This window comes from Niallia sp. Marseille-Q9988 (assembly GCF_976954375.1).
On record NZ_CDRJSZ010000013.1, the window covers coordinates 133,619 to 152,735 of the forward strand.

Annotated in this window: 22 protein-coding genes and 2 pseudogenes; 6 read left to right on the forward strand and 18 right to left on the reverse strand. The window is 33.5% G+C overall.

The genetic code is table 11. The features are described 5' to 3' along the window. Positions 1-37: 37 nt before the first annotated feature. On the reverse strand, positions 38-442 hold the full coding sequence (locus ACWNMZ_RS20955) for a hypothetical protein (protein WP_251628520.1): 405 nt from the start codon (positions 440-442) through the stop codon (positions 38-40). 165 nt (positions 443-607) lie between these two features. Here ACWNMZ_RS20955 and ACWNMZ_RS20960 point away from each other — a divergent pair, with 165 nt between their 5' ends. Both ACWNMZ_RS20960 and ACWNMZ_RS20965 read left to right on the forward strand, forming a co-directional pair. Then, positions 608-829 carry a hypothetical protein gene (locus tag ACWNMZ_RS20960; RefSeq protein ID WP_251628518.1) on the forward strand — a complete coding sequence of 74 codons (222 nt, stop codon included), beginning with the start codon at positions 608-610 and terminating at the stop codon, positions 827-829. A gap of 10 nt (positions 830-839) precedes the next feature. Continuing rightward, a complete protein-coding gene (locus ACWNMZ_RS20965) occupies positions 840-2,102 on the forward strand; it encodes a Y-family DNA polymerase (RefSeq protein ID WP_251628516.1) in 1,263 nt (420 codons plus the stop codon). 18 nt (positions 2,103-2,120) lie between these two features. On the opposite strand, the gene ACWNMZ_RS20970 is transcribed toward ACWNMZ_RS20965, so the two are convergent. Together ACWNMZ_RS20970 and ACWNMZ_RS20975 are read right to left on the reverse strand one after the other, a co-directional pair. Then, positions 2,121-2,633 carry a hypothetical protein gene (locus tag ACWNMZ_RS20970; RefSeq protein WP_251628514.1) on the reverse strand — a complete coding sequence of 171 codons (513 nt, stop codon included), beginning with the start codon at positions 2,631-2,633 and terminating at the stop codon, positions 2,121-2,123. A 199-nt stretch (positions 2,634-2,832) separates the two neighbouring features. Then, the gene (locus tag ACWNMZ_RS20975; RefSeq protein WP_251628512.1) at positions 2,833-3,804 is read right to left on the reverse strand and encodes a DNA adenine methylase; all 972 of its coding nucleotides are present in this window, start codon (positions 3,802-3,804) and stop codon (positions 2,833-2,835) included. 89 nt (positions 3,805-3,893) lie between these two features. Between ACWNMZ_RS20975 and ACWNMZ_RS20980 the strand changes: the two genes are divergently transcribed. Together ACWNMZ_RS20980 and ACWNMZ_RS20985 are read left to right on the forward strand one after the other, a co-directional pair. Continuing rightward, positions 3,894-4,151, forward strand: a complete 258-nt coding sequence (locus ACWNMZ_RS20980) for a helix-turn-helix domain-containing protein (RefSeq protein ID WP_251628510.1) — start codon at positions 3,894-3,896, stop codon at positions 4,149-4,151. Between the two features lie 17 nt (positions 4,152-4,168). Continuing rightward, on the forward strand, positions 4,169-4,942 hold the full coding sequence (locus ACWNMZ_RS20985) for a hypothetical protein (RefSeq protein WP_251628508.1): 774 nt from the start codon (positions 4,169-4,171) through the stop codon (positions 4,940-4,942). 366 nt (positions 4,943-5,308) lie between these two features. Here the strand turns inward: ACWNMZ_RS20985 and ACWNMZ_RS20990 are convergent, their stop codons facing one another. The 3 genes from ACWNMZ_RS20990 to istA are packed head-to-tail and all read right to left on the reverse strand — an operon-like array spanning position 5,309 to position 7,808. Further along, on the reverse strand, positions 5,309-5,509 hold the full coding sequence (locus ACWNMZ_RS20990; protein ID WP_251628506.1) for a hypothetical protein: 201 nt from the start codon (positions 5,507-5,509) through the stop codon (positions 5,309-5,311). Beyond that, entirely contained in the window at positions 5,506-6,264 is a 759-nt protein-coding gene (gene istB / locus ACWNMZ_RS20995) for an IS21-like element helper ATPase IstB (protein WP_251628504.1), read from the reverse strand. Before istB ends, ACWNMZ_RS20990 begins: the two co-directional genes overlap by 4 nt. Then, positions 6,261-7,808 (reverse strand): IS21 family transposase, encoded by a 1,548-nt coding sequence (gene istA, locus ACWNMZ_RS21000; RefSeq protein ID WP_251628502.1) that lies wholly within the window; start codon positions 7,806-7,808, stop codon positions 6,261-6,263. The genes istB and istA overlap by 4 nt, the downstream gene beginning before the upstream one ends. 412 nt (positions 7,809-8,220) lie before the next feature. Here istA and ACWNMZ_RS21005 point away from each other — a divergent pair, with 412 nt between their 5' ends. Continuing rightward, positions 8,221-9,231 (forward strand): IS1595 family transposase, encoded by a 1,011-nt coding sequence (locus ACWNMZ_RS21005; RefSeq protein ID WP_251628500.1) that lies wholly within the window; start codon positions 8,221-8,223, stop codon positions 9,229-9,231. 28 nt (positions 9,232-9,259) lie between these two features. Here ACWNMZ_RS21005 and ACWNMZ_RS21010 read toward each other — a convergent pair whose 3' ends face one another. The 11 genes and pseudogenes from ACWNMZ_RS21010 to ACWNMZ_RS21060 form a co-directional block, all read right to left on the reverse strand. Further along, entirely contained in the window at positions 9,260-9,604 is a 345-nt protein-coding gene (locus ACWNMZ_RS21010) for a DUF6176 family protein (RefSeq protein WP_251628498.1), read from the reverse strand. A 102-nt stretch (positions 9,605-9,706) separates the two neighbouring features. After that, positions 9,707-10,813 (reverse strand): tyrosine recombinase XerS, encoded by a 1,107-nt coding sequence (gene xerS, locus ACWNMZ_RS21015; protein ID WP_251628496.1) that lies wholly within the window; start codon positions 10,811-10,813, stop codon positions 9,707-9,709. Between the two features lie 85 nt (positions 10,814-10,898). After that, a complete protein-coding gene (locus ACWNMZ_RS21020) occupies positions 10,899-11,873 on the reverse strand; it encodes a DUF3800 domain-containing protein (RefSeq protein WP_251628494.1) in 975 nt (324 codons plus the stop codon). A 493-nt stretch (positions 11,874-12,366) separates the two neighbouring features. Beyond that, on the reverse strand, positions 12,367-12,750 hold the full coding sequence (locus tag ACWNMZ_RS21025; protein WP_449598870.1) for a retropepsin-like aspartic protease: 384 nt from the start codon (positions 12,748-12,750) through the stop codon (positions 12,367-12,369). Beyond that, positions 12,750-13,007 (reverse strand): hypothetical protein, encoded by a 258-nt coding sequence (locus tag ACWNMZ_RS21030; RefSeq protein ID WP_449598871.1) that lies wholly within the window; start codon positions 13,005-13,007, stop codon positions 12,750-12,752. The genes ACWNMZ_RS21025 and ACWNMZ_RS21030 overlap by 1 nt, the downstream gene beginning before the upstream one ends. 158 nt (positions 13,008-13,165) lie before the next feature. Beyond that, the gene (locus ACWNMZ_RS21035; RefSeq protein ID WP_251628489.1) at positions 13,166-13,879 is read right to left on the reverse strand and encodes a hypothetical protein; all 714 of its coding nucleotides are present in this window, start codon (positions 13,877-13,879) and stop codon (positions 13,166-13,168) included. Between the two features lie 195 nt (positions 13,880-14,074). After that, a complete protein-coding gene (locus ACWNMZ_RS21040) occupies positions 14,075-14,533 on the reverse strand; it encodes a putative iron-sulfur cluster-binding metallochaperone (protein ID WP_251628487.1) in 459 nt (152 codons plus the stop codon). Positions 14,534-14,566: 33 nt separating this feature from the next. Continuing rightward, a complete protein-coding gene (merR, locus tag ACWNMZ_RS21045) occupies positions 14,567-15,001 on the reverse strand; it encodes an Hg(II)-responsive transcriptional regulator (RefSeq protein WP_251628485.1) in 435 nt (144 codons plus the stop codon). Positions 15,002-15,309: 308 nt separating this feature from the next. Further along, entirely contained in the window at positions 15,310-15,720 is a 411-nt protein-coding gene (gene spx, locus ACWNMZ_RS21050; protein ID WP_251628483.1) for a transcriptional regulator Spx, read from the reverse strand. A 455-nt stretch (positions 15,721-16,175) separates the two neighbouring features. Further along, positions 16,176-16,934 (reverse strand): annotated as a pseudogene (locus tag ACWNMZ_RS21055) (IS1380 family transposase); the annotation flags it as partial. Beyond that, positions 16,865-17,125, reverse strand: a pseudogene (locus tag ACWNMZ_RS21060) (CueP family metal-binding protein); the annotation flags it as partial. The pseudogenes ACWNMZ_RS21055 and ACWNMZ_RS21060, both read right to left, overlap by 70 nt. A 276-nt stretch (positions 17,126-17,401) precedes the next feature. Between ACWNMZ_RS21060 and ACWNMZ_RS21065 the strand changes: the two are divergent. Further along, a complete protein-coding gene (locus ACWNMZ_RS21065) occupies positions 17,402-18,130 on the forward strand; it encodes a hypothetical protein (protein WP_016205414.1) in 729 nt (242 codons plus the stop codon). A 447-nt stretch (positions 18,131-18,577) separates the two neighbouring features. Here ACWNMZ_RS21065 and ACWNMZ_RS21070 read toward each other — a convergent pair. Beyond that, the coding region (locus ACWNMZ_RS21070) for a hypothetical protein (RefSeq protein ID WP_449598872.1) at positions 18,578-19,117 on the reverse strand (540 nt) is incomplete at its 5' end.

Consider the following 19,117-nt stretch of genomic DNA (forward strand, 5'->3'; position numbering starts at 1 on the left):
ATATACCCTTGTAACATAAATTTCAATCCGTTATGACTTAAAGTAAAGAAGATAAAGCTTCCATTAATTCTTTAATATCATCACTTGCTTCATTTAAAAGGTCTTGTCTTTTATCTGCAGCTTGGTTGCCTGCAATCTCTCCAGGATCACTATCTTCTTCATATGGCAATTCAGAAAGTATCTCTCCAGCATACACATTTTCATTAAAATTAGCATAATTATTAATTGGACCATTGTATCTAACAAGATGGAGAACTTTATTTACTACTTCTTGGTCGTATCCATTTTGATTTTCATCAAGTACTTCTCTCAAATCCTCAAGTAACGATTTACTAATAAGTGCTTCCGAAGAAATGTATTTGTGTTCTTCTCCACCACTAAAATGATCTCCAAAAGTGTAAATGTCTTCGTCTAATTTACGATATATCTCTTCAATTTCCATAGGGCACCTCTTTATCCATTTATTACCGTTATTTTATCTGGTTAGTCAAAATAGGTCAAACATTTTGCTCTCTTTATAGTGAAATTAATTTAACAGTAAGAAAATAACATTGAAATCGAACATAAGTTCTTATATAATTTTTTATGTTAATTGGAGGAGATAGTAATGGCTTATTCTTTTTTAGAGGAAGAAACAATTTATAATGCAATGGAAACTAATTCTTCTGTTTCTTTTTATGTTTTTGCCCATCCAGCATTAGGTGAGGCAATCATAACAGGGAAAACCATATTTATTGATTACAACAATAAGCACTTTCGTTTAGTAAAGGATAACACAGAAGAAATTTTATATTTACCTTTTTCATCGATAAGCAAAATAACAAAATAGGTGATTGTTTATGTTCGACTACTCTCAGTTTCCTAATAAAAACATACTAGCAGTCGATATGAAGTCATTTTATGCTTCTGTTTCAGCTGTATTATTAGGACTCGACCCTCTTACCTGTCACTTAGCTGTAGTAGGAAATACGGAGAGGGAGGGGAGTGTAGTACTTGCTGCCTCTCCTGCTATGAAAAGAGATTTTAAAATAAAAACTGGTTCTCGGAAGTTTGAAATTCCAAAAGATCCTCGAATTGTAGTAGTGAATCCATCGATGTCCTTGTTTGTCCGCGTATCTACAGAAATAGTTAAATTATTCTATAGGTATGTACCTCCTAATAAAGTACATGTTTACTCCATCGATGAAAGCTTTTTAGAACTTGGACCATCTGATAAATGGGGAACACCCCAAGAAATAGCTAAACAAATTCAATATGATATTTATAGTGATTTCGGGCTCCCTTCTACAGTAGGAATCGGTCCAAATATGCTTATGGCAAAACTGTGTTTAGATTTAGAAGCTAAAAAGGTGGATAGTGGTATTGCAACTTGGACTTTCAATGATGTACAAAAGAAATTATGGCCTATATCACCATTGAGTGAAATGTGGGGAATTGGTAAGCGAACTGAAAAAACTCTAAACAGAATGGGGATATTTTCAATAGGGCAACTTGCTAGGTACGATTTGAAATTACTAGAAAGTAAGTTTGGAATATTAGGAAACCAATTGTATCATCATGCTTGGGGAATAGACTTGTCCGAAATTGGAGCACCAATTATGGATGGACAAGTCAGTTACGGTAAAAGCCAAATATTACTTCGGGATTACAAGGAAAGAAAAGAGATAGAAACTGTAGTATTAGAAATGTGCGAAGAGGTATGTAAAAGAGCAAGAAAGAATCACCATGCGGTTCGTACTATAAGTTTTGGGTTAGGATATAGTCGAGATGAGTATGGTGGTGGATTTAATCGGTCAAGAACAATCGAAAATCCTACTAATGTAACCATGGATGTATATAAGGTATGTTTGGATATTATGAGAGAAAATTATCGCGGACAAACTGTTAGACAAATATCTGTTAGTTTGTCAAAACTTGTAGATGATTACGAAGTGCAATTGGATCTATTTGATAATAATAGTTGGAAGAAACGAAAAATTGGTTATGTAGTAGACGAATTAAGAAATAAATTTGGCCCCACCTCTTTACTAAGGGCAGTCTCCTATACTCCAGGAGGAACAGCTGTACACCGTTCCAAATTGGTTGGTGGTCATAGAGCCTAATCCCCCTAAAGGGGGACTTTATTTTATACCAAGACTCTCCAATGTCTCCCGAATATTTTCGGGGTATACTTCAATATATAATTCATGAAGTTTTCTTCTTAGTTTTGTGTGGATTAAAAATAGTACTAATGAAATGATAACTACTGGAATAGTTGTTAGAAAAGCATAGAGAGGATTAACTAAAATAAAGAATCCGTAACAATGAGAAGAAATGAGATTTATAATCCTATCGAAAGTGTTTATCCGTCTTAAATTATTTTCTGTTTTGAAATACCTCTCTACAGCTGTTAATTCACGGTTAGTTTTCCCTTTCCAAGACCATTGAGCCTTTTCAAATTCTATCCATTCCTCTTTTTCCACTTTCTTTTCCTTTGAAGAAGCGAAATTCCTAATATCGCTTTTTTTTTCTGAAAAGAAATGAGCATATGCTTTCTTAATTTCTTGTCGATAAATGTCCCTTTCGATTCCCTGAACCTTTTTATAAACACCAGTTAAGCGGGATATCAAGTATGCACCATAACTAAAAAACATTACAGCAAGGAATATAACTATCGTTTCATTAAAGTATTTTGGATATATGTAAGTAATAGCATAGATAACTATAAAACTATATATAACATATGAGAGATATAAAAAAAATCTTTCTTTACTGAACGGCCAACTCATTATAATTTACAATCCCCTTTCTTATCTACTATTATTATCGACGATTTTAAAATGTTCTTGATATTTAAACGGTGTAAGCTCTTGATACAGCTTTAACAGTTGGGTATAAATATAAGCTCTCCAGCCATTCATTATTGTCATAAGTTATAATTAAATCTGCACCATCAAAACCATGATATAAATTATCTAATAAACAATTAAGTTTAATATGATCCTCTTCTTTGTAATAACATCGATATAGTGAAGAGGCTTTATTGACATATGGGGGGTCAATAAAAATAGTAGTTTGATCCCACCAATAACTCTCTTCAATCATTTCACAAGCATCCTGATTAGATATCGTTACTTGGTCTGAAAAGGAATGTAATTTTTCAATTCGTCTTATTAGTTCATCTGGATTCCACCTAGAAGTTAATTGTTGCGGTGTACCTTTCTTTCCTCCCAGTGGATTAGCATTAAATATTCCGGAATAAGCTAACCTGTTAACAATCAAAGTATTCCACGCTGCCTCTACAATGTTTATTTTGTCAAAGTCCTTCTTAATAGTAAGTTGTGCTTTGTAAAAATCCTCATGTGAAGGAGTATATGTTTTCAATCGTTCCGTTAAAGCAAATGGCATATTAAAAATTACCCAATAAAGGGCGTATACACCAAAATCCTTATCATTTATATGTAAGTGGTTAATAACTCCAGCTTCTAACAATGCGAATTCTACACTTCCACCACCTGTATATGGTGAAACAAAGTGATTCATTTTTTTATTATCGAGTTGATTATATATGTAATTGACCATTTTACTCTTACCACCAGGATAACGTAAAGGCGAGAGTCTCTTTTTAAACTTAATAGAAGAAGGAATGGGTTCATTTTTTCCAGAGGATTCTTCTAATATGAGTAAATACCTTCCTTTATCCATTTGATTAATTAAGGTAAATCCATCACATACCTCACACCAATATCCAGTTTTATCTTTATTAAAGGTAAGATCCTCTACTTCTTCATTATAACAATACTGACATTTATAATTTTTTGTCATAACTACACTCCTGTAAGAACCTTATATAGTTGTATTATAACCGTATACGGTTTAAAATGGTAGTAGAACAGCATAGAAAGGATTTTTTTATGAAGAAAACAATTGATAATTTTATGACAGTTTCAGAAGCTGCTGAAAGGTGGGGTCTTCCTGCCGATACAATAAGAAACTATTTAAAACCATCAAATAAAAAAAAATGGCAAAAAACCGAAAAAATGATTGAACTCGGCTTGTTAAAATATCACCAAAGTAAATTTGATACAAAAAAAGAGTGGATACTTTCGAAGGACGCAATGGAAGTTTGGTTTGGTGTAGAAAAGAAGGAAGCGGAGTCAGACTCAGAATAAGAAAGAGGGGGCTATTTATGAAGTTTTTTAATAAAAAATTAGGAACAGTTAGGGTATTAGTACATCTGCCAATGGCTTTATTATCTATTTTTATTTTTGTTTTCCTATTTACTTCTTTAATATTGGTTACTAACCTACTTGTAGGAAAATTGTTAACATGGTCTCTATTTATACTATTATTTATTTCATATGAATTTTATCTAAGAAAAACAAATAATTTTTATGTTTATCCTATTACTTCAAATAAATATGAGGAAATCAAAGATAAGCACTTAATACATTACACTAATTCCATAACTGATGAAGATTACCAGTATTTTTTACAAACAGGAAAAATAAGATTGAAAGCTAAAATTAGTGCCAAGACAAATTATGTAATGAAATTTAAAAGTAAAAGAAAAAAATACATATGGTTTCATCAAGAGGAAAAAAATATGGAGCCAAGCTTCAATTCTTATTACTTTTCACATATGCATGAAAATTCACCTAGAAAATATAAAGTTATTATTAGAGTTTCCGATCTTGAGAAAGAGAGAATGCTAGTTCGACCTAGTAACAATAACATAATAGTAATGAACGACTTAGAGGTTCCAGGAATCATTTACACAAAGTATAATTCATACAATACAAAATTCTACTTTAATAAATTGATTATTGGTGGATTATTAGGTTATATACATCCTAAAGTTTGGTTATCTTCACTTCATCAAACTTATGGGATAGTAGTTGATTTTCTATTAAAGTTTTATAAAAGAGAAAGTAAAAGGAAAGAGCTTAATTATAAAATATGAAGTTTAAATAAATGTTGCTTTTGAAAGGTAACATGAAGGAAATTACAAACTGTTCACCTACTAAGTAGGAGGAAGGGAGTTAGATTGTGTTATAAAAAAATAAAAATGCAGAAGTAATTTTCACAATAGGTGAAACAAAAATAGCAACTAAAATTAATATTGAGAATGCCTATGAAGAAATAGATTTTATTGGAGATAAAAATAACACAAACAAGGAAATTTACCACATTTCATTAATTGTTGAGTATTGCGGACAGATTGAGCCAGTAGTGCGGAGTTTTGAGCCACCTTTTGCGGATATTTGAGCCAGTAAGTGCGAGGGAGAAGAGCCATTAGAACAGAGCTCGCTCTAATGACCGTCTATGCCTATTTAAATCTTTTCTCCTGCCAATGCCTATCAATAATCTCTATTGCCCAACGAACGAGTTCATCGTGATCTAAATGCTCTTCATCGTCCCATATGCAGGCGGGTAATAGCTTATCTTCTATCTCTTTCATCACTTCATCAGGTAAATACTTATGAAATACGTACCTAGCTATACGAATTTCAACTTCTGTTGGAATCATTTAGGGGTCCCCACCAATCCATGACGTTCTCTCATAGAAACTTCCCCATCAACTAGGATTTTATATGAATCGTGAACGATTCGATCAAGAATCGCATCTGCTATTTGTGCTTGTCCTAGTTTCGAATGCCATCCTTCTGGCGCAAATTGAGAACAGAAGATAGTTGATGCCCTCTTTAACCGTGACTCAATAATTTCTAGCACATGAAGGACATTTTCCTCTGAAAGCTCGGTTAATAACCACTCATCCAAGATTAGTAAATCAATCTTTTTGTATTTTTGAATTATCTTTCGGAAGCTGCCATCTGCTTCAAACTTCGCCACAGCCAATTCATCCAGTAATTCTGGTAGTCTAATATATTTCACTTTATAAGATTGGCGACATGCATGGACACCAAAGGCATTTGCTATCCACGTCTTTCCGTTGCCTGACGCCCCCATTAAAATGATGTTATGGTGATTTTGGATGTAATTTCCCGTGGCTAATTCTAGTATCAGGTTCTTGTCTAACTTACGATCGGGATGATATTCTATATCTTCAATGGCCGCCGTTGGTTCGTTGAATGTTGCCTGTTTAATTAATCGTTCAAGCCTATTTGATTTACGTCTGTCATACTCAAAGTCTACTAAAAGGTTGAATCTATCATTAAAATCCATGCTTTTGTAATCTTTATTCTGACATTGTTGCTGATATAATTCTGCCATTGCCCCCATTTTCATTTCATTTAATTTACGTAAGGTTTCTTCGTTCATCATTTATCATCCCTCCCAAAGTAACTAGCTCCACGCACAAATCCATAGTCATCAGCGTTGGTGTACTGATTTTCACTATCAGTTTTCTGATTTTGTTTTCGCTTTTTATTTCTTTCCAGTACGCTTTTCAAAACAGAAACCGTTGGATTTGTAGAGATTTCAAGTAGTGTTTCTGCTGCTTTTTCTATTTCACTGTTTGTATATTTTGCAGCTAAATTCCTTAGTGTGCTGAGGATGCTTAATGACTTTTTCTCCACATTTATTTCCAGGATATATGTGACGAATTGGAGCGTAGATGGTCCAATCGTTTCTGCCCACTTCCGATTATTTTCAGGATTATGTTCTAAATATGATCGGTGATTATCAGGCATGTGGTCCGTGTTCGTAGAAAACTGCCCAATTTCACCATATATTCGTTTATGGGATGCAATACGGACTTCTTTGAAGTAAACTTCAATTAAATCCGTGGTTTGTCGTATATCGACATTCTCTCGGACGTAATCATATGGAACGGAATAATACATTCGTTCAACCTGGATGTGGTAGTTCAGTTGAACTTTTGCTGTTTTCCATTCCGCGAGTTTATAACGTGTTTGAGGAAGCTGTTGAAGGTGGGATTTCTCTTCTTCCTCATACACCTTTTTACGTGAGCCCGGTCGCTTTTGAAAATCGATTGTGTTGATCTCTTCTAGACTTTTAAAGATTTGCTTATTCAGATCATCGATATGGAAACATTGATAGTTTCTTAGCGGAGCGATAATCTGCCGGGAAATGTACCCAACGGTCCCTTCAACACTTGGTTTGTCTTTGGGTTTACGGACACGGCTTGGAACAATGACTGTACGATAATAATCTGAGAGTTCACGATAGGCCTCATTCAGAACCGGTTCTCCCCGAAGTGCTTTCGTAACACCTGTTTTCAAATTGTCCGGAACCAAGGTTTCTGGAACACCCTCAAAGTACTCAAATGCATGGATATGAGCGATAAGCCAATTAGCTGATTTCATATCTAAAAACGCTTCAACGTAGCTGTATTGACTATAGGGCAAGGTAGCGATAAAGACATAAGCCGGAACTGATTCTCCTGTTGAACGATCTATAATCTGCAGCGTTGATCCAGCCCAGTCCACTTCCATGATTTGACCTGGTTTTCTTCGTATAGGCATCGTTAACTTATACTTCTTCGCGTATTTCCCATACCTTTCACAAAAAGTTCGATAAGCATAGGGGATCTTTCCACCTTCACGTGCTTCAGTCGCATACTCATGATGCAATAAAGTCAAAGTGACATTCTTTTTTTGTAATTCCTTATGCACTTTTTCCCAATCGACTGGAAAGTACCCTTTCTCAACAGCTTGCTTCTCTGGAAATAGAAACGCTTCTAGCCAGGGACTAGTCATCTCATCGTTCAAACTCTCTAGACCAAGCCTCTTGGCGCATTGAACGACATCCGAAACTGTGTTTCTTGAGTGTCCAGTACTAGAACTAATGGTTCTTTGACTAACTCCTTCAAAATAAAGTTCCAGAATCTTGCGACAGTTAATCATAAAAAAACCTCCTGTACATTAATGTCATGCGAGTTCGCATGCAAATTAAGTATACAAGAGGCTATTCTTTATTCTATTTATAGCGGCTCTCTGCTCCGCAAGTGGTGGCTCTTTTATCCGCACTTGCTGGCTCAAAACTTCGCATAAGTGGCTCAATTCATCCGCAATAATCAATTGTTATGGTTTCTGATAAAATAAAAAACGATATAGGAATAGCTATTCAGGATCTCATCCTTCAGTAGAAGTGCGTTATTTATAATACATAACACTACAAATGATTAAACAAAAAGGGAGCATTAAAGTTTTCACATTAATACTCCCTTTTTTATTTTTGGCTGTTTTCGCCTAGATTGTTGCTATTTTGACCATACTGTAAAAAGGTTGATATAATGCGGTCAGGAGGCGTTCAATTATGTGGTTAGATGTTTATGAGCAGTTTGGCGAATTAACCGATTCTGAGAAGATAGCGTTGTTCAATGCAATGAAGCAAGACCTATTCCCAGATGCCCCAAGTAGAATTACGAAGCTATTGAAAGATATTCGTGAAGCTCGTTTTGCGTCAGGAATGGGTTGTCTTCATTGTGGAAGCACTTCTGTTAAGCGGAACGGCAAATACAAAACACGCCAACGTTATCTATGTAAGGATTACGGTAAGACCTTTAACGATATGACAAACACCCCGTTTTCAGGTTCTCGTTATCCCGAAAGATGGGTTAAGTATATTGAATTAATGGTAGAAGGCTATACTTTGCCTAAAATCGCTGAACGCCTTAAAATACACATCTCCACTGCATTTTATTGGAGACATAAAATCTTGAACGCATTAGGTAGTCTCGGATTTGACCAACTCAAAGGGATTGTTGAAAGCGATGAAACATTCCTTAAAGAGTCTATGAAAGGAAAACGAAAATTAACACATAGAGAACCGAAAGAGCGTGGTGGTAAAGACCAAAAGAGGGGCATTTCCAACCTTAAAATTGCAGTGTTTGTAGCCCAAGACCGTAATGGCAGTGTAGTTGCACGAAAGGCTGGTCGTGGGCGTGTACGAGCAGAAGAAATAGATGCCGTAATTGGGGAACATATAGACCCCTCTGCTTTGTTATGTACAGATACAGCAACGAATTATAAAAAGTTCGCTTTGATTAAGGGGTTAAAACACGAAACGGTTAATGTCAGTAAAGAAGGGTATGTCGAAAAGGGCATATACCACGTTCAACACATCAATAACTTTCATAAACGCTTGGAAGATTGGTTGGTTAGGTTTCAAGGTGTAGCTACCAAATATCTTGATAACTACCTCTACTGGTTCCGTTGGCTTGAATTAGGGAAAAACTTAGCATTTGATAAACGAGTAGAACAAATGCTTATTTCAGCCTGTCAAAAATCCAATAACACTACTGTTGAAATGCTTAGAAGTGCATAAATGAAGACCTCTATTCAGAGGTCAGAAATTAAATCATACTTTTTCTAATTTTCTCAGGAATCATAACAACTTCCGTTTGTAAGTCAACAGGTCTAAATGTTTCATCAATACATTCGTTCCAATATTCTAAATGCTTTTTATCTATCCAATGGGCGGATTGTTCCACTTCTTGACCGCCTTCACCTTGAACAGAATACCAATAAAGGTATTCATCGCCATTTAAATGTTCTCTGAAAATAGTTTCGACAAACATTTTTTCACCTTCAAGGGTGATAAGGACATCTTTCATATTTTCATTTAAGAATTTTAACCATTCATCCACTTGTTCCGACTTGCCTTCTTTGACTTTAAATCTCGTTAATTCTACATTCATTTTCTGATACCTCATTTTCATTAATTTTCTGTCTATATTTTAACTTAATTTTCCAAGGTAACAAAGAATTTATTAAAAACAACAAACTTTACGAAAACAGCCTTATTTTTTTCTCCTTTGATCAAGTCGTTCTGCAGCAAGCTTAGCTTTTTCTCTAGATGTATTGATATAAAGTAAGGAAATATCAGATTGAGTATGCCCCAATTGGTTCATAATAAGTGGAATGTCTCCTCCTGTTTGTTCAGCTAAATTAGTAGCGTAAGTATGTCTTAATTTATGGGGGGCCATTCGTTTATCAAATGATTTGGTATACTTATAAACTATATTCTCAACAGCACGAGCAGTAAGAGGGAGCGTTTCTCCCTTATATTGTTTAACAAATAGATACTGACTGTCCTCATTTCCTGCTTTATACCTTTCAGTTCTAATAGTTAGATAATCTAATACATCTAACATCGAAGAAGGAGTAACTGGAATAGTATCTTTCTTGCCACCTTTTCTAATAATACTTATTTCGTTATTTTTACTATCTATATCTTTAAGACGTAATTCTATCAATTCATTTACTCTAATTCCGCTACCCAAAAATAATGAAATGATAGCAAAATTTCGTTCCTTATCACGTTTAAAGAACTTTAATTCCGAAGCCGAAAGAGTGTTTTCATAGTCGTTTTTTATATACTCCAAAAAATCCAGATCTTCATTTCCTATAAAAATCTTCTCCGAAATCTTCCGTGCTCTTTCATTAAAAGTTTCCGAAACTTTCTTGATAGGAATTTTTTTCATTACATTTCGATGAAAGTAAGGTTCACCTTGTGTTCCTGAAACTTCTGCTTCAATCGTTAAATAATTGAAAAGCGAACGAAGGGAGGACTTATGCCTATTAACCGTTTTTGAACTTATTTTATGAGATTCATTTGCTTTCTCGTACTTTTTCCGACCGACATATTTGAAATAATCTTGTGCATCAGATAGGGGCAGGGATCCTAATATCCCAACTGGAAATGTTTTTAAACTAGACCACTTGACTCTTTCATCAGCCATTAACCAAGATAAAAACTCCTTATAATCTCTAACATAATTGAATAGAGTAAGAGGGGAGCGATTATCCATTTTGGCTTCTACATATTCATTTATAAAGTCTGGCATTTCCTTTAGAAGTTCCTCTAGTCGTCTTTCATAATATTCATGTTGTTTTGTAATAGCCAATTCCGTCCACCTCCAAACAAGAACATTTGTTCGTATAATACGATTTTTACGAATGTTTGTTTACATAATTATATTATTGGCAACATTAAAGCAATTCGTTTAATAGATATGTATTACGACCAATTCCAATGATTTGATCTTTATAACCTAATAATTGCCTTAATCGTGTATTGGGATATTGAAGCATAATTCTCAAATCTCTAGTAGATATCTTCGGATACTCCACCAAAATTCTTTGAATTTTAGTTATTTCTTCAATGTCATAATTTGCTTTATGGATAATAAAAGGGGATACGTACTCTGCAATATTAATTGGAGTAAGTTCCTCATTACCTGTCCACTTAAAAAGTCGGATTTGATTTTGAAATCGTATAATATTATCATCAACAGATAAAAAACGATAAATTAAATCACTTTTTACAATCGAATGATCTGAATCTTCAAGGTATCCTTCTTCTAACAGAAATACAACTATCCCCATAAAAGTATCTACAATTTGGAGGGGAATAGACTTTTTAGAATCCTGAGATATTACCTTGTTGACTCTATAGTTTTTATTTCGATATGCTGAATGTGCATTCATTTGTTCAGTTATTTTATCATTAAGAAATAGTTTATCATATTCATCATTGCTATCAATTTTAATCTTAACATTGACAGGGTCAATATTATTACCTATATGAGATAAATCGCGCGTTAATCCATAGAAAAGCCGTTCTGGTATTTTAATATAAAATAAGTTTCGGAGTTCACTAGCCGATAAACCAATTTTATCAGCTGCTGAGAATGCATCAGTATTGTTCACTATTAAAATATTTATTCTAATATTTTCATTTATAACTGTATGTAACGTTTGTAAGTACTTTTTTATATGTGTATCCTTTGTATATTCTCTAAAATGTAATTCACTATTAGAATTACTGTTCTTAAAAATAACCCTTATTTTTTTTACAAGATTGGCAAGGGCCAAGTCAGTACCACTATATGCACCATAATACGAAAACTCTTTATTAAATTGATCAATTTTGTTTGATTCATCGAAATATATTAAATAATTCATATAAACACTTCCTAGTGTTATTAATTTGACTTTTAGTACTTAAATGTTATAATTACATCATAAATTATTATGATATTACTTTCTCCGCTACCGTTTATGTAGAGCTGGTAATATACGCGCAAGAATAGCTTTTCCCCGCTACCGTTTTGGCAGGGCTGAGCTATTTTTTTGTTTTAAATCCATAATTATATTATACCAAACTTACATTTTATCCGTCTACATTCTATTGTTCGTAAAATGTGTATTATACGAATAGTTGAGTATAAATACACACTACGTCCTCATCTTTGTTTGTATAAGACAAAAACTCTATACAAATTAGATAATAATTTCTGAACTACCTAATGCTTGTTAAATACATTCCCATTTATAAAATAACAACTTGTTTTTTTCTATGCCCGATTTTCTTTAATAAGACCAAAAACTTAGCCGTTGTTTAACTGGTGCATGTAAATTAAAAGGCAAGCACAGAATAATCGTCTATACTTGCCTTTTAATTGAATTCTATTATTAGTTTGTCTATGTTAATTATTGCTTTTATTTGCTGTAAAAAGTCCAGTCCAATAATACCATCTAAATCAAAACCATAATTCATTGCCCCGACTTCTAATGGAAAATCTCTTATCTCTGCTTCTCCAATTTTGATTGAATCAACCCTTTTAGAAAAGACAAATTCTGAACCACCAACACCACTTATACGATATATCATGTCATCTTCTTCAGCAATGATCCCTATCGATTCAGCTAAGTCTGTTGAAATAATTGTTCCTCCTGAACCTGTGTCAACCAAAACACGCTTAAGCCATAATGATTGTCCTCTATATGTTAATTTCATATCGGTAAGTAATAACCCATCTTCTATTATCAACCTTTTCACTATCGCCTCACACCTACCCATTTTTTCTCAATGATATTGGGGTTCTTACGATTAGTATGAAGAACATATAGTTCACGATTGGGATTTTCGCGGTGAAGTTCTTGATAAGCTTTCATTGCATCCGGAGAATTAGAAAATTTCTTTAAGGGAGTTACTTCTTCTAAAATGCGTTCACTTTTCTCATTCGTATAAGCTTGTACAGCTTCAATCAACACCCATTGTTCTGGGAACGCTTGACATACATCTTCCCATTTCATGTGAGTCACCTCCAAAGGTATTTATATATATATTATCATGTTTGGATTGGCTGTTAATAGTATTGCTATTAATTCCTTTTCCAACAGATTCTTTCGTTTAACACAATTAGAACTACCATTATGCAGCTCATAAGCTAATGCGCCAGATAAATAAAAGTTTAGTTTTCACGAATAAACATATTTATATCATCAGATAAAATTGAGGTATCCCAAGGGTGCCAAAAATAGGTGTATCCATCGAATTGCATGCTATATTTGTAGGCAATTGGTTCTTCTGTATAAAAAACCATTTCGTAAAAAATAGGATCTCCTCTTTCTGTGTTAGGCTGGAAATTAGGATTTGTTTCACTATTTACTAATATTTGAAGAAAGCTCTTAACCTCTTCGTTCTTTGTCAATTCAGAAATCAGTTTATTTCCTTCTGGTGTATAAGCCTGATAAATCTCGATTCTCTTGACTTTTTCAATAGGCATATTTTTAAAATGCCATCGGTATTCAATATCATCTCTTGAAAAATATACTTTGTATCCATTTATGGATCTAGCAGACTTAACGGCTATTAAATTGGGATGATCCTTAATATTAAAAATCTCAGTTCCCTTCTCATGGAAAGCAGCATCACCGTTTCTAATTTTATAACTAGGATTTGTTACGTTGTCCGCCACTTTAAATTTTACCGTACCAATCTTTTCACCTACATAGCGATTATCAGCTAAAACCCCAGAATGTATTCCATCGTATTCTTTTCCGTCCCATTTAATAAAATCGACCCAATCAATTTCGCTATGACCATCAAATGGTGTCGAGCGACAACCCGTTAATAATAGCAAAGTGAAAATAAAAACAAGAATAAATATACTCCATTTCTTCATTGACATCGCTCCCTTTATCCATAAGACCAAAAATAAGGGCAACCCGTTACATACCAATTTGTCTCTCTAATTAAAATAAGAATTCTACTAACCTTGTAATAATTCCTTTTCTTAAAGATTATGGCTCTATACCAAAATAAAGGAGCGCACACTTCTTACCCCTGAAGTACGCCCGATTTTGGATTAAGAAGTAATTTATGATAATCCTTTGATAAAAGCTGCTACGTTTCCTAAACAACAACTACCTTGTGGATTGTTCACCTCACAACCACACCGATTTTCTTTAATGTTTTGACGAATATGCTCAACGGGTTTATCGGCATTTCCATTTTCAACATAATCACTAATTTTTTCTTTAGTCCAATCAAAACAATAACAAATCGGTGTGGTTGAGGATTTGTTTTTTTGATGAACAGCAACCTTTAAATCAGATACAAGATATGCTTTTTTTAGCGAATCAAAATAAACGACATCACAGCCTTCTTTTGAACAAAAATAGTGATTTTCTTTAGCGTTTAGCCTTTCTAACGAAGATGGCCTCAGCATGGATTTTAGTGTAATTAGCTTTACACTTTTAACCTTACTTTGACAAGATGGGCATTCCGCAACACCTTCAATATTTATTTTTTTAGGGTTACTACAACAATCTGCCATGTTTCTCCCGCCTTTTTGTTTTCATTTTCCTTTTCACCTTAGATTAGTTGGAAGTTGCTTTCTAATGTTCTCTTCATTCATTAAGTTTTCGATAATTGGACATTCATAGAGGGGTTTCTCTTCAGGACAACACTCTTTCAATTGAATTAGCATGTATTCGATTTTGTTTAAATCCCTAATTTTCTTTTGAAGTTCATCAATTTTTTGAACAACAAAATCATACATATCCCTACATCGATCGTTGTCTTTATCAACAACTCCAAGTAGTTTATCAATTTCCGCTAAAGAAAAACCTAAATCTTGCATTCGTTTAATAAACTGTAGGCGGTCCACAAACTTTTCTGGATACATCCTATATCCAGCCTTTGTACGAGAAGGTTCTGATAGTAGACCTAATCTTTCGTAATATCTTATTGTTTCTTTATTGACTCCACATCTTTCAGCAAGTTCACTAATACGATATTTCAATTAATTCACCTCTGATAAAATTATAAACTCTGTACCATAGTACAGGGTAAAGAGTAATTTTGAAATTTTTACTTTGTTCAATTATCTGGACCAAAGAAAAAAAGCGACCTTCATCTTTAAAAGCCGCATCAAGTTAGCATAAATATTAAAAAACTTCTCCCTAACATCCACAGTCTTGATTAAATTCAAATATGAGTGGCTTTTTGGGTGGCGTAACTTCTTTTAATAAAACTACTCCACGTACTTTGTTAGCCTTAGTATTTATCTAGCTATAGTTCACACTAGTAGCCGATAAAAATTTATCAATACTAGCTTTCAACCAAATGTAGGTTATTCATCCGCACTTTTAACCACTGAGTTTTACGGGTTTTCCTTGGAAGAAACTGACGAATCTCATCCTCATGAAAACCGGCCTGAAGTCTCTTTTCATCTACAATAATGGGACTTCTAAGTAATCTTGGATGTTTATTTATTAACTTAAGTAATTCTTGTAAGGGAAGATCATCCATATCCAATTTCAAATCTTTATACGTTTTTGACCTTGTAGCTATAATTCCTTCAGTACCGTCTACCGTCATACGTAGAATACCTTGAAGTTCACGTACCGTCAGTGGTTCATTTAAAACATTCCGTGATACAAAAGGGATCCCATTCTTTTTCAACCACTGTCTTGCTTTCTTTGTTGATCCACAATCCAGTCCATAGATTTTCACAGTCATTTGGCATTCTCCTTCTATTTATCTATTCTAATAAAACTCTGCTTGTATACATTTTGGTAAGGTTTACTCTTAACTGTAAATCCTATACTTTTATTGAATATTAGGAGTATATCCCAAAAATTTGCAGATTTCGTCCATAAAACTCATTTTTCAACTATGAAAAAGTTAATATGAAGTAAACATATTTTAACTAACATTGTATTGAATAGATTTTTAACATTTTTCAAATTATACTCCTCCCATCAATCTATTAACCTGAAATATTCATAGCACTTTAAAAGATGCACGTTTTTCTAAAATGCAGGTGAGAGTTTTCTATCTTTTTATAAGATTGAACATTTTCTAACCTTTAAAATCTAATTAATTTATTTCCCATTGGAAATGTCCTATTTTTAGGCAGACTTCTCCCCTTAACTGAAATTTAAATTTTTTTCAGTTGGTAAAACCAAGTTAAGCTACTCAATCTGGAGTTTTTGTATTTGACCCAATACGTTCCAAAAGAATTTCTGATAGACAAAACTTGATGACAATTTAAAGTAATAAGATCTACCTGATTTCACTAGTTTACTGGCAACTTTAATAAGCCTTGTACGTATGGTATCAATTTGCATCATCTTTTGACCTTGTGGAAAGCAAATGGTTCGTAACCAATTCGTTAAATTATAAGCAAGCAGGCTTAGCATCATTTTTACCGTGTTGACTTGAAAAGAATGACTATTCATGTGATCCAAATAAAAGCCATTCTTTGATTCCTTGATATAGTTCTCCATCGTTCCTCTTTTTTGATAAGCTCGTACGATGTCTTTTGGAGAAGCTATTTCAAAATTTGTAACAAAAAAGGAATGGGCAAAAAGTAATTCACCAGCTGGTCGTACCGATTGGATAATCACTTTTCTTGGTTTCGACCATGACTTGGCTTGATAAGTGGCTTCTTCAAAATAGCGCTCTGTTTCTGAAACATCTCGTGGTGCAGAAGAAGGATGGTATTCTTTAGCAAGACTTTGTAATTGTAGGTTAGATTTTAATCGGATCACATATAAAACGGATTCCTTTTCACACAATTCGTACAAGTCGGGGACGGCAAACCCACTGTCTCCACGAAGGAATAAATTCGTTTCAGGGAACTTTTGGTTGTAGTGTTCAATTAATGGCTGAATAAACTCAACAATACCATTTGAAGTATATACATTTCCGGGACGAAGCTTCGCTTTAAGTCTGACTTCACTGTTTTTTCACCCTGCTTTATGGTTACACTATAAGTTTTATCTCGTGGTAGCCACAAATCAATAAATCCGTTAGATTGAGATTTCACAGTTTCGTCGAGAATCACGTTACCCTCTTTGTCTTCAATGTAAACATCAAACTCTTTGTTCGCCATTTCACCTTGACAACCTGTCAAGTTATGAATATATAATGAAGTAGCATTTAGAAGGAAAACGGAGGGATCTAGAGATTGACTTTTTTATTATGAAGCTATTTTTCTCGATATTTCCCAAACGCAAAAAGGCGGAATTTGCCCCAATATGGACAAATTTCGCCTTTTGCTTTTTTGATTGCTATGTATAGGACTCATTATGTTAACTGAATTCCTGTTCATTATAAAAGTTTTTTTGTTCTTTTGAAGGGATTGGAATATTTTCCAAGAATAAGTAAGTAATTAAAATTAAAAGGAGATGAAAAAATGAAAGTATTGCTAAATGCTAAAAACACAGTAATTGCTATAATCGCTGTAATAGCGATAGGAACTTCTTTTCCGATATATTCTAAAGCGGAAGAAGGAGAAACACAGATTTTAGAGCCGAAAACATCTGGAGATGAAGTTTTCCAAGAAGTAAAGTATACTGTTGAAGGAGAAGATGAGCATATTTATATATCTGGTAACAAGAAGGTTAGTGAAGATGCAGAAGCTTACAAAGTAATCCTAAATAAAGATGAAGGTACTTATGAAGTTGAGGAAAAAGAAGTAACGGAAAGTGAATCACCTGTTTTTTCAACATTAGCCACTACTTCTCATACAGCATGGGTTAAAGCAATTACTGATGATCCTGTTGGTGTTGATTTAGCAACTACTAAAGTTACCTTATCATGGTATGATTATGGATCTACTATTGGATATAAGAGTAAAGCATTAAGTGTTTGGTCTGCAAATCCTTCTTCTTTAGGAACCCATTGGTATAATGATAGTAAGAGCATTTCTACTCCAGTTCAATCATCTACTAAAGCGGATTTAAAAGTTGTAGGTAAAGCAGCTTTCCATAATTATGATTTCTTAGATAACGATAAAATTACAAATATACGACATGTTGTAGAAATAGTAGCTAAAAATAATGGAACATATGATTATTTTGTAGATTGGGTAAGAAGTGGAGAAAGTTGGATAACTCTTGATTTAGATGTAGAAGTTAATTAAATAAGTGTTATTCAATGAAAAAGGCTGACTCATTAACTGTCAGCCTTTTTCATTGAATAATATAAAAGAACACTTAAAGGAATTAAAGGTAGAAATACTAAGATTTTGAATATGTTTTCTGCCCCGAAAAAATAATACGAGATTGGTAAAATGGATAATATACTTAATGTTAATAATTTTAAAGAATTTTTTAACACACCAAAAATAAAGCAGAAAATTGATATTAAAATTAGACACCAAAAGAGCAATCCTACCCAGTAAAAGTCCATAAGCATCTCTCTCCTTCTTATAAAAAACACATATTAACTCTTAATATATATTTGCATAATAATTTTATCATTAATTTTAGAGATTATAATGCGCATTATGTTAACAGAGCAGATTAACAAATTTAAAGAGCTTTTAAATAAACATATAAATATTAAAAACATCCAATTTTGAATGCTTTTAATCGTATTTCTTTGAGGGATCTTGATACACTTTGGAGTTAGCAAGTGTGCTTCGTGTAACTTTAGCACTTCTTCTAAGTGTTGTACCCTCTTTATATTTTATATCTCTAAATTTCTTAGTCTCTTTTTGAACAGGCAGTTTTGGCGGATCATGCATAAGCCATTCAAAATTTTTCTTTTCTTTTTCTGTTGGTGTGTTTACTCTAAAAAGCTGCTGTATTACTTCGTACTGACCATCTATTGTTGCAAGAAGGTAAATTTGACCTCTTGACTCAAGCAACTCTTTACAAAGCTTTCTAAATCTATTAGCAGCTCTTACAGTTGGTAATGGACTCCCAATAACTTCTTTATATGATGTTCTTAACTCAAGTTCTTTCCCAATTTCCTTTTCTTTAATAGCAAAGAAAGTATTACTATCATGTTGATTTGCAGTTCCAGCAAACTGTATAAATCGTCTGATACAATCAGAACCTACTTTTAATAAGGCCTTTGTATTAGTGTTTTGTATTAACCAATTTTCAATATAGTTTTTGTGGTT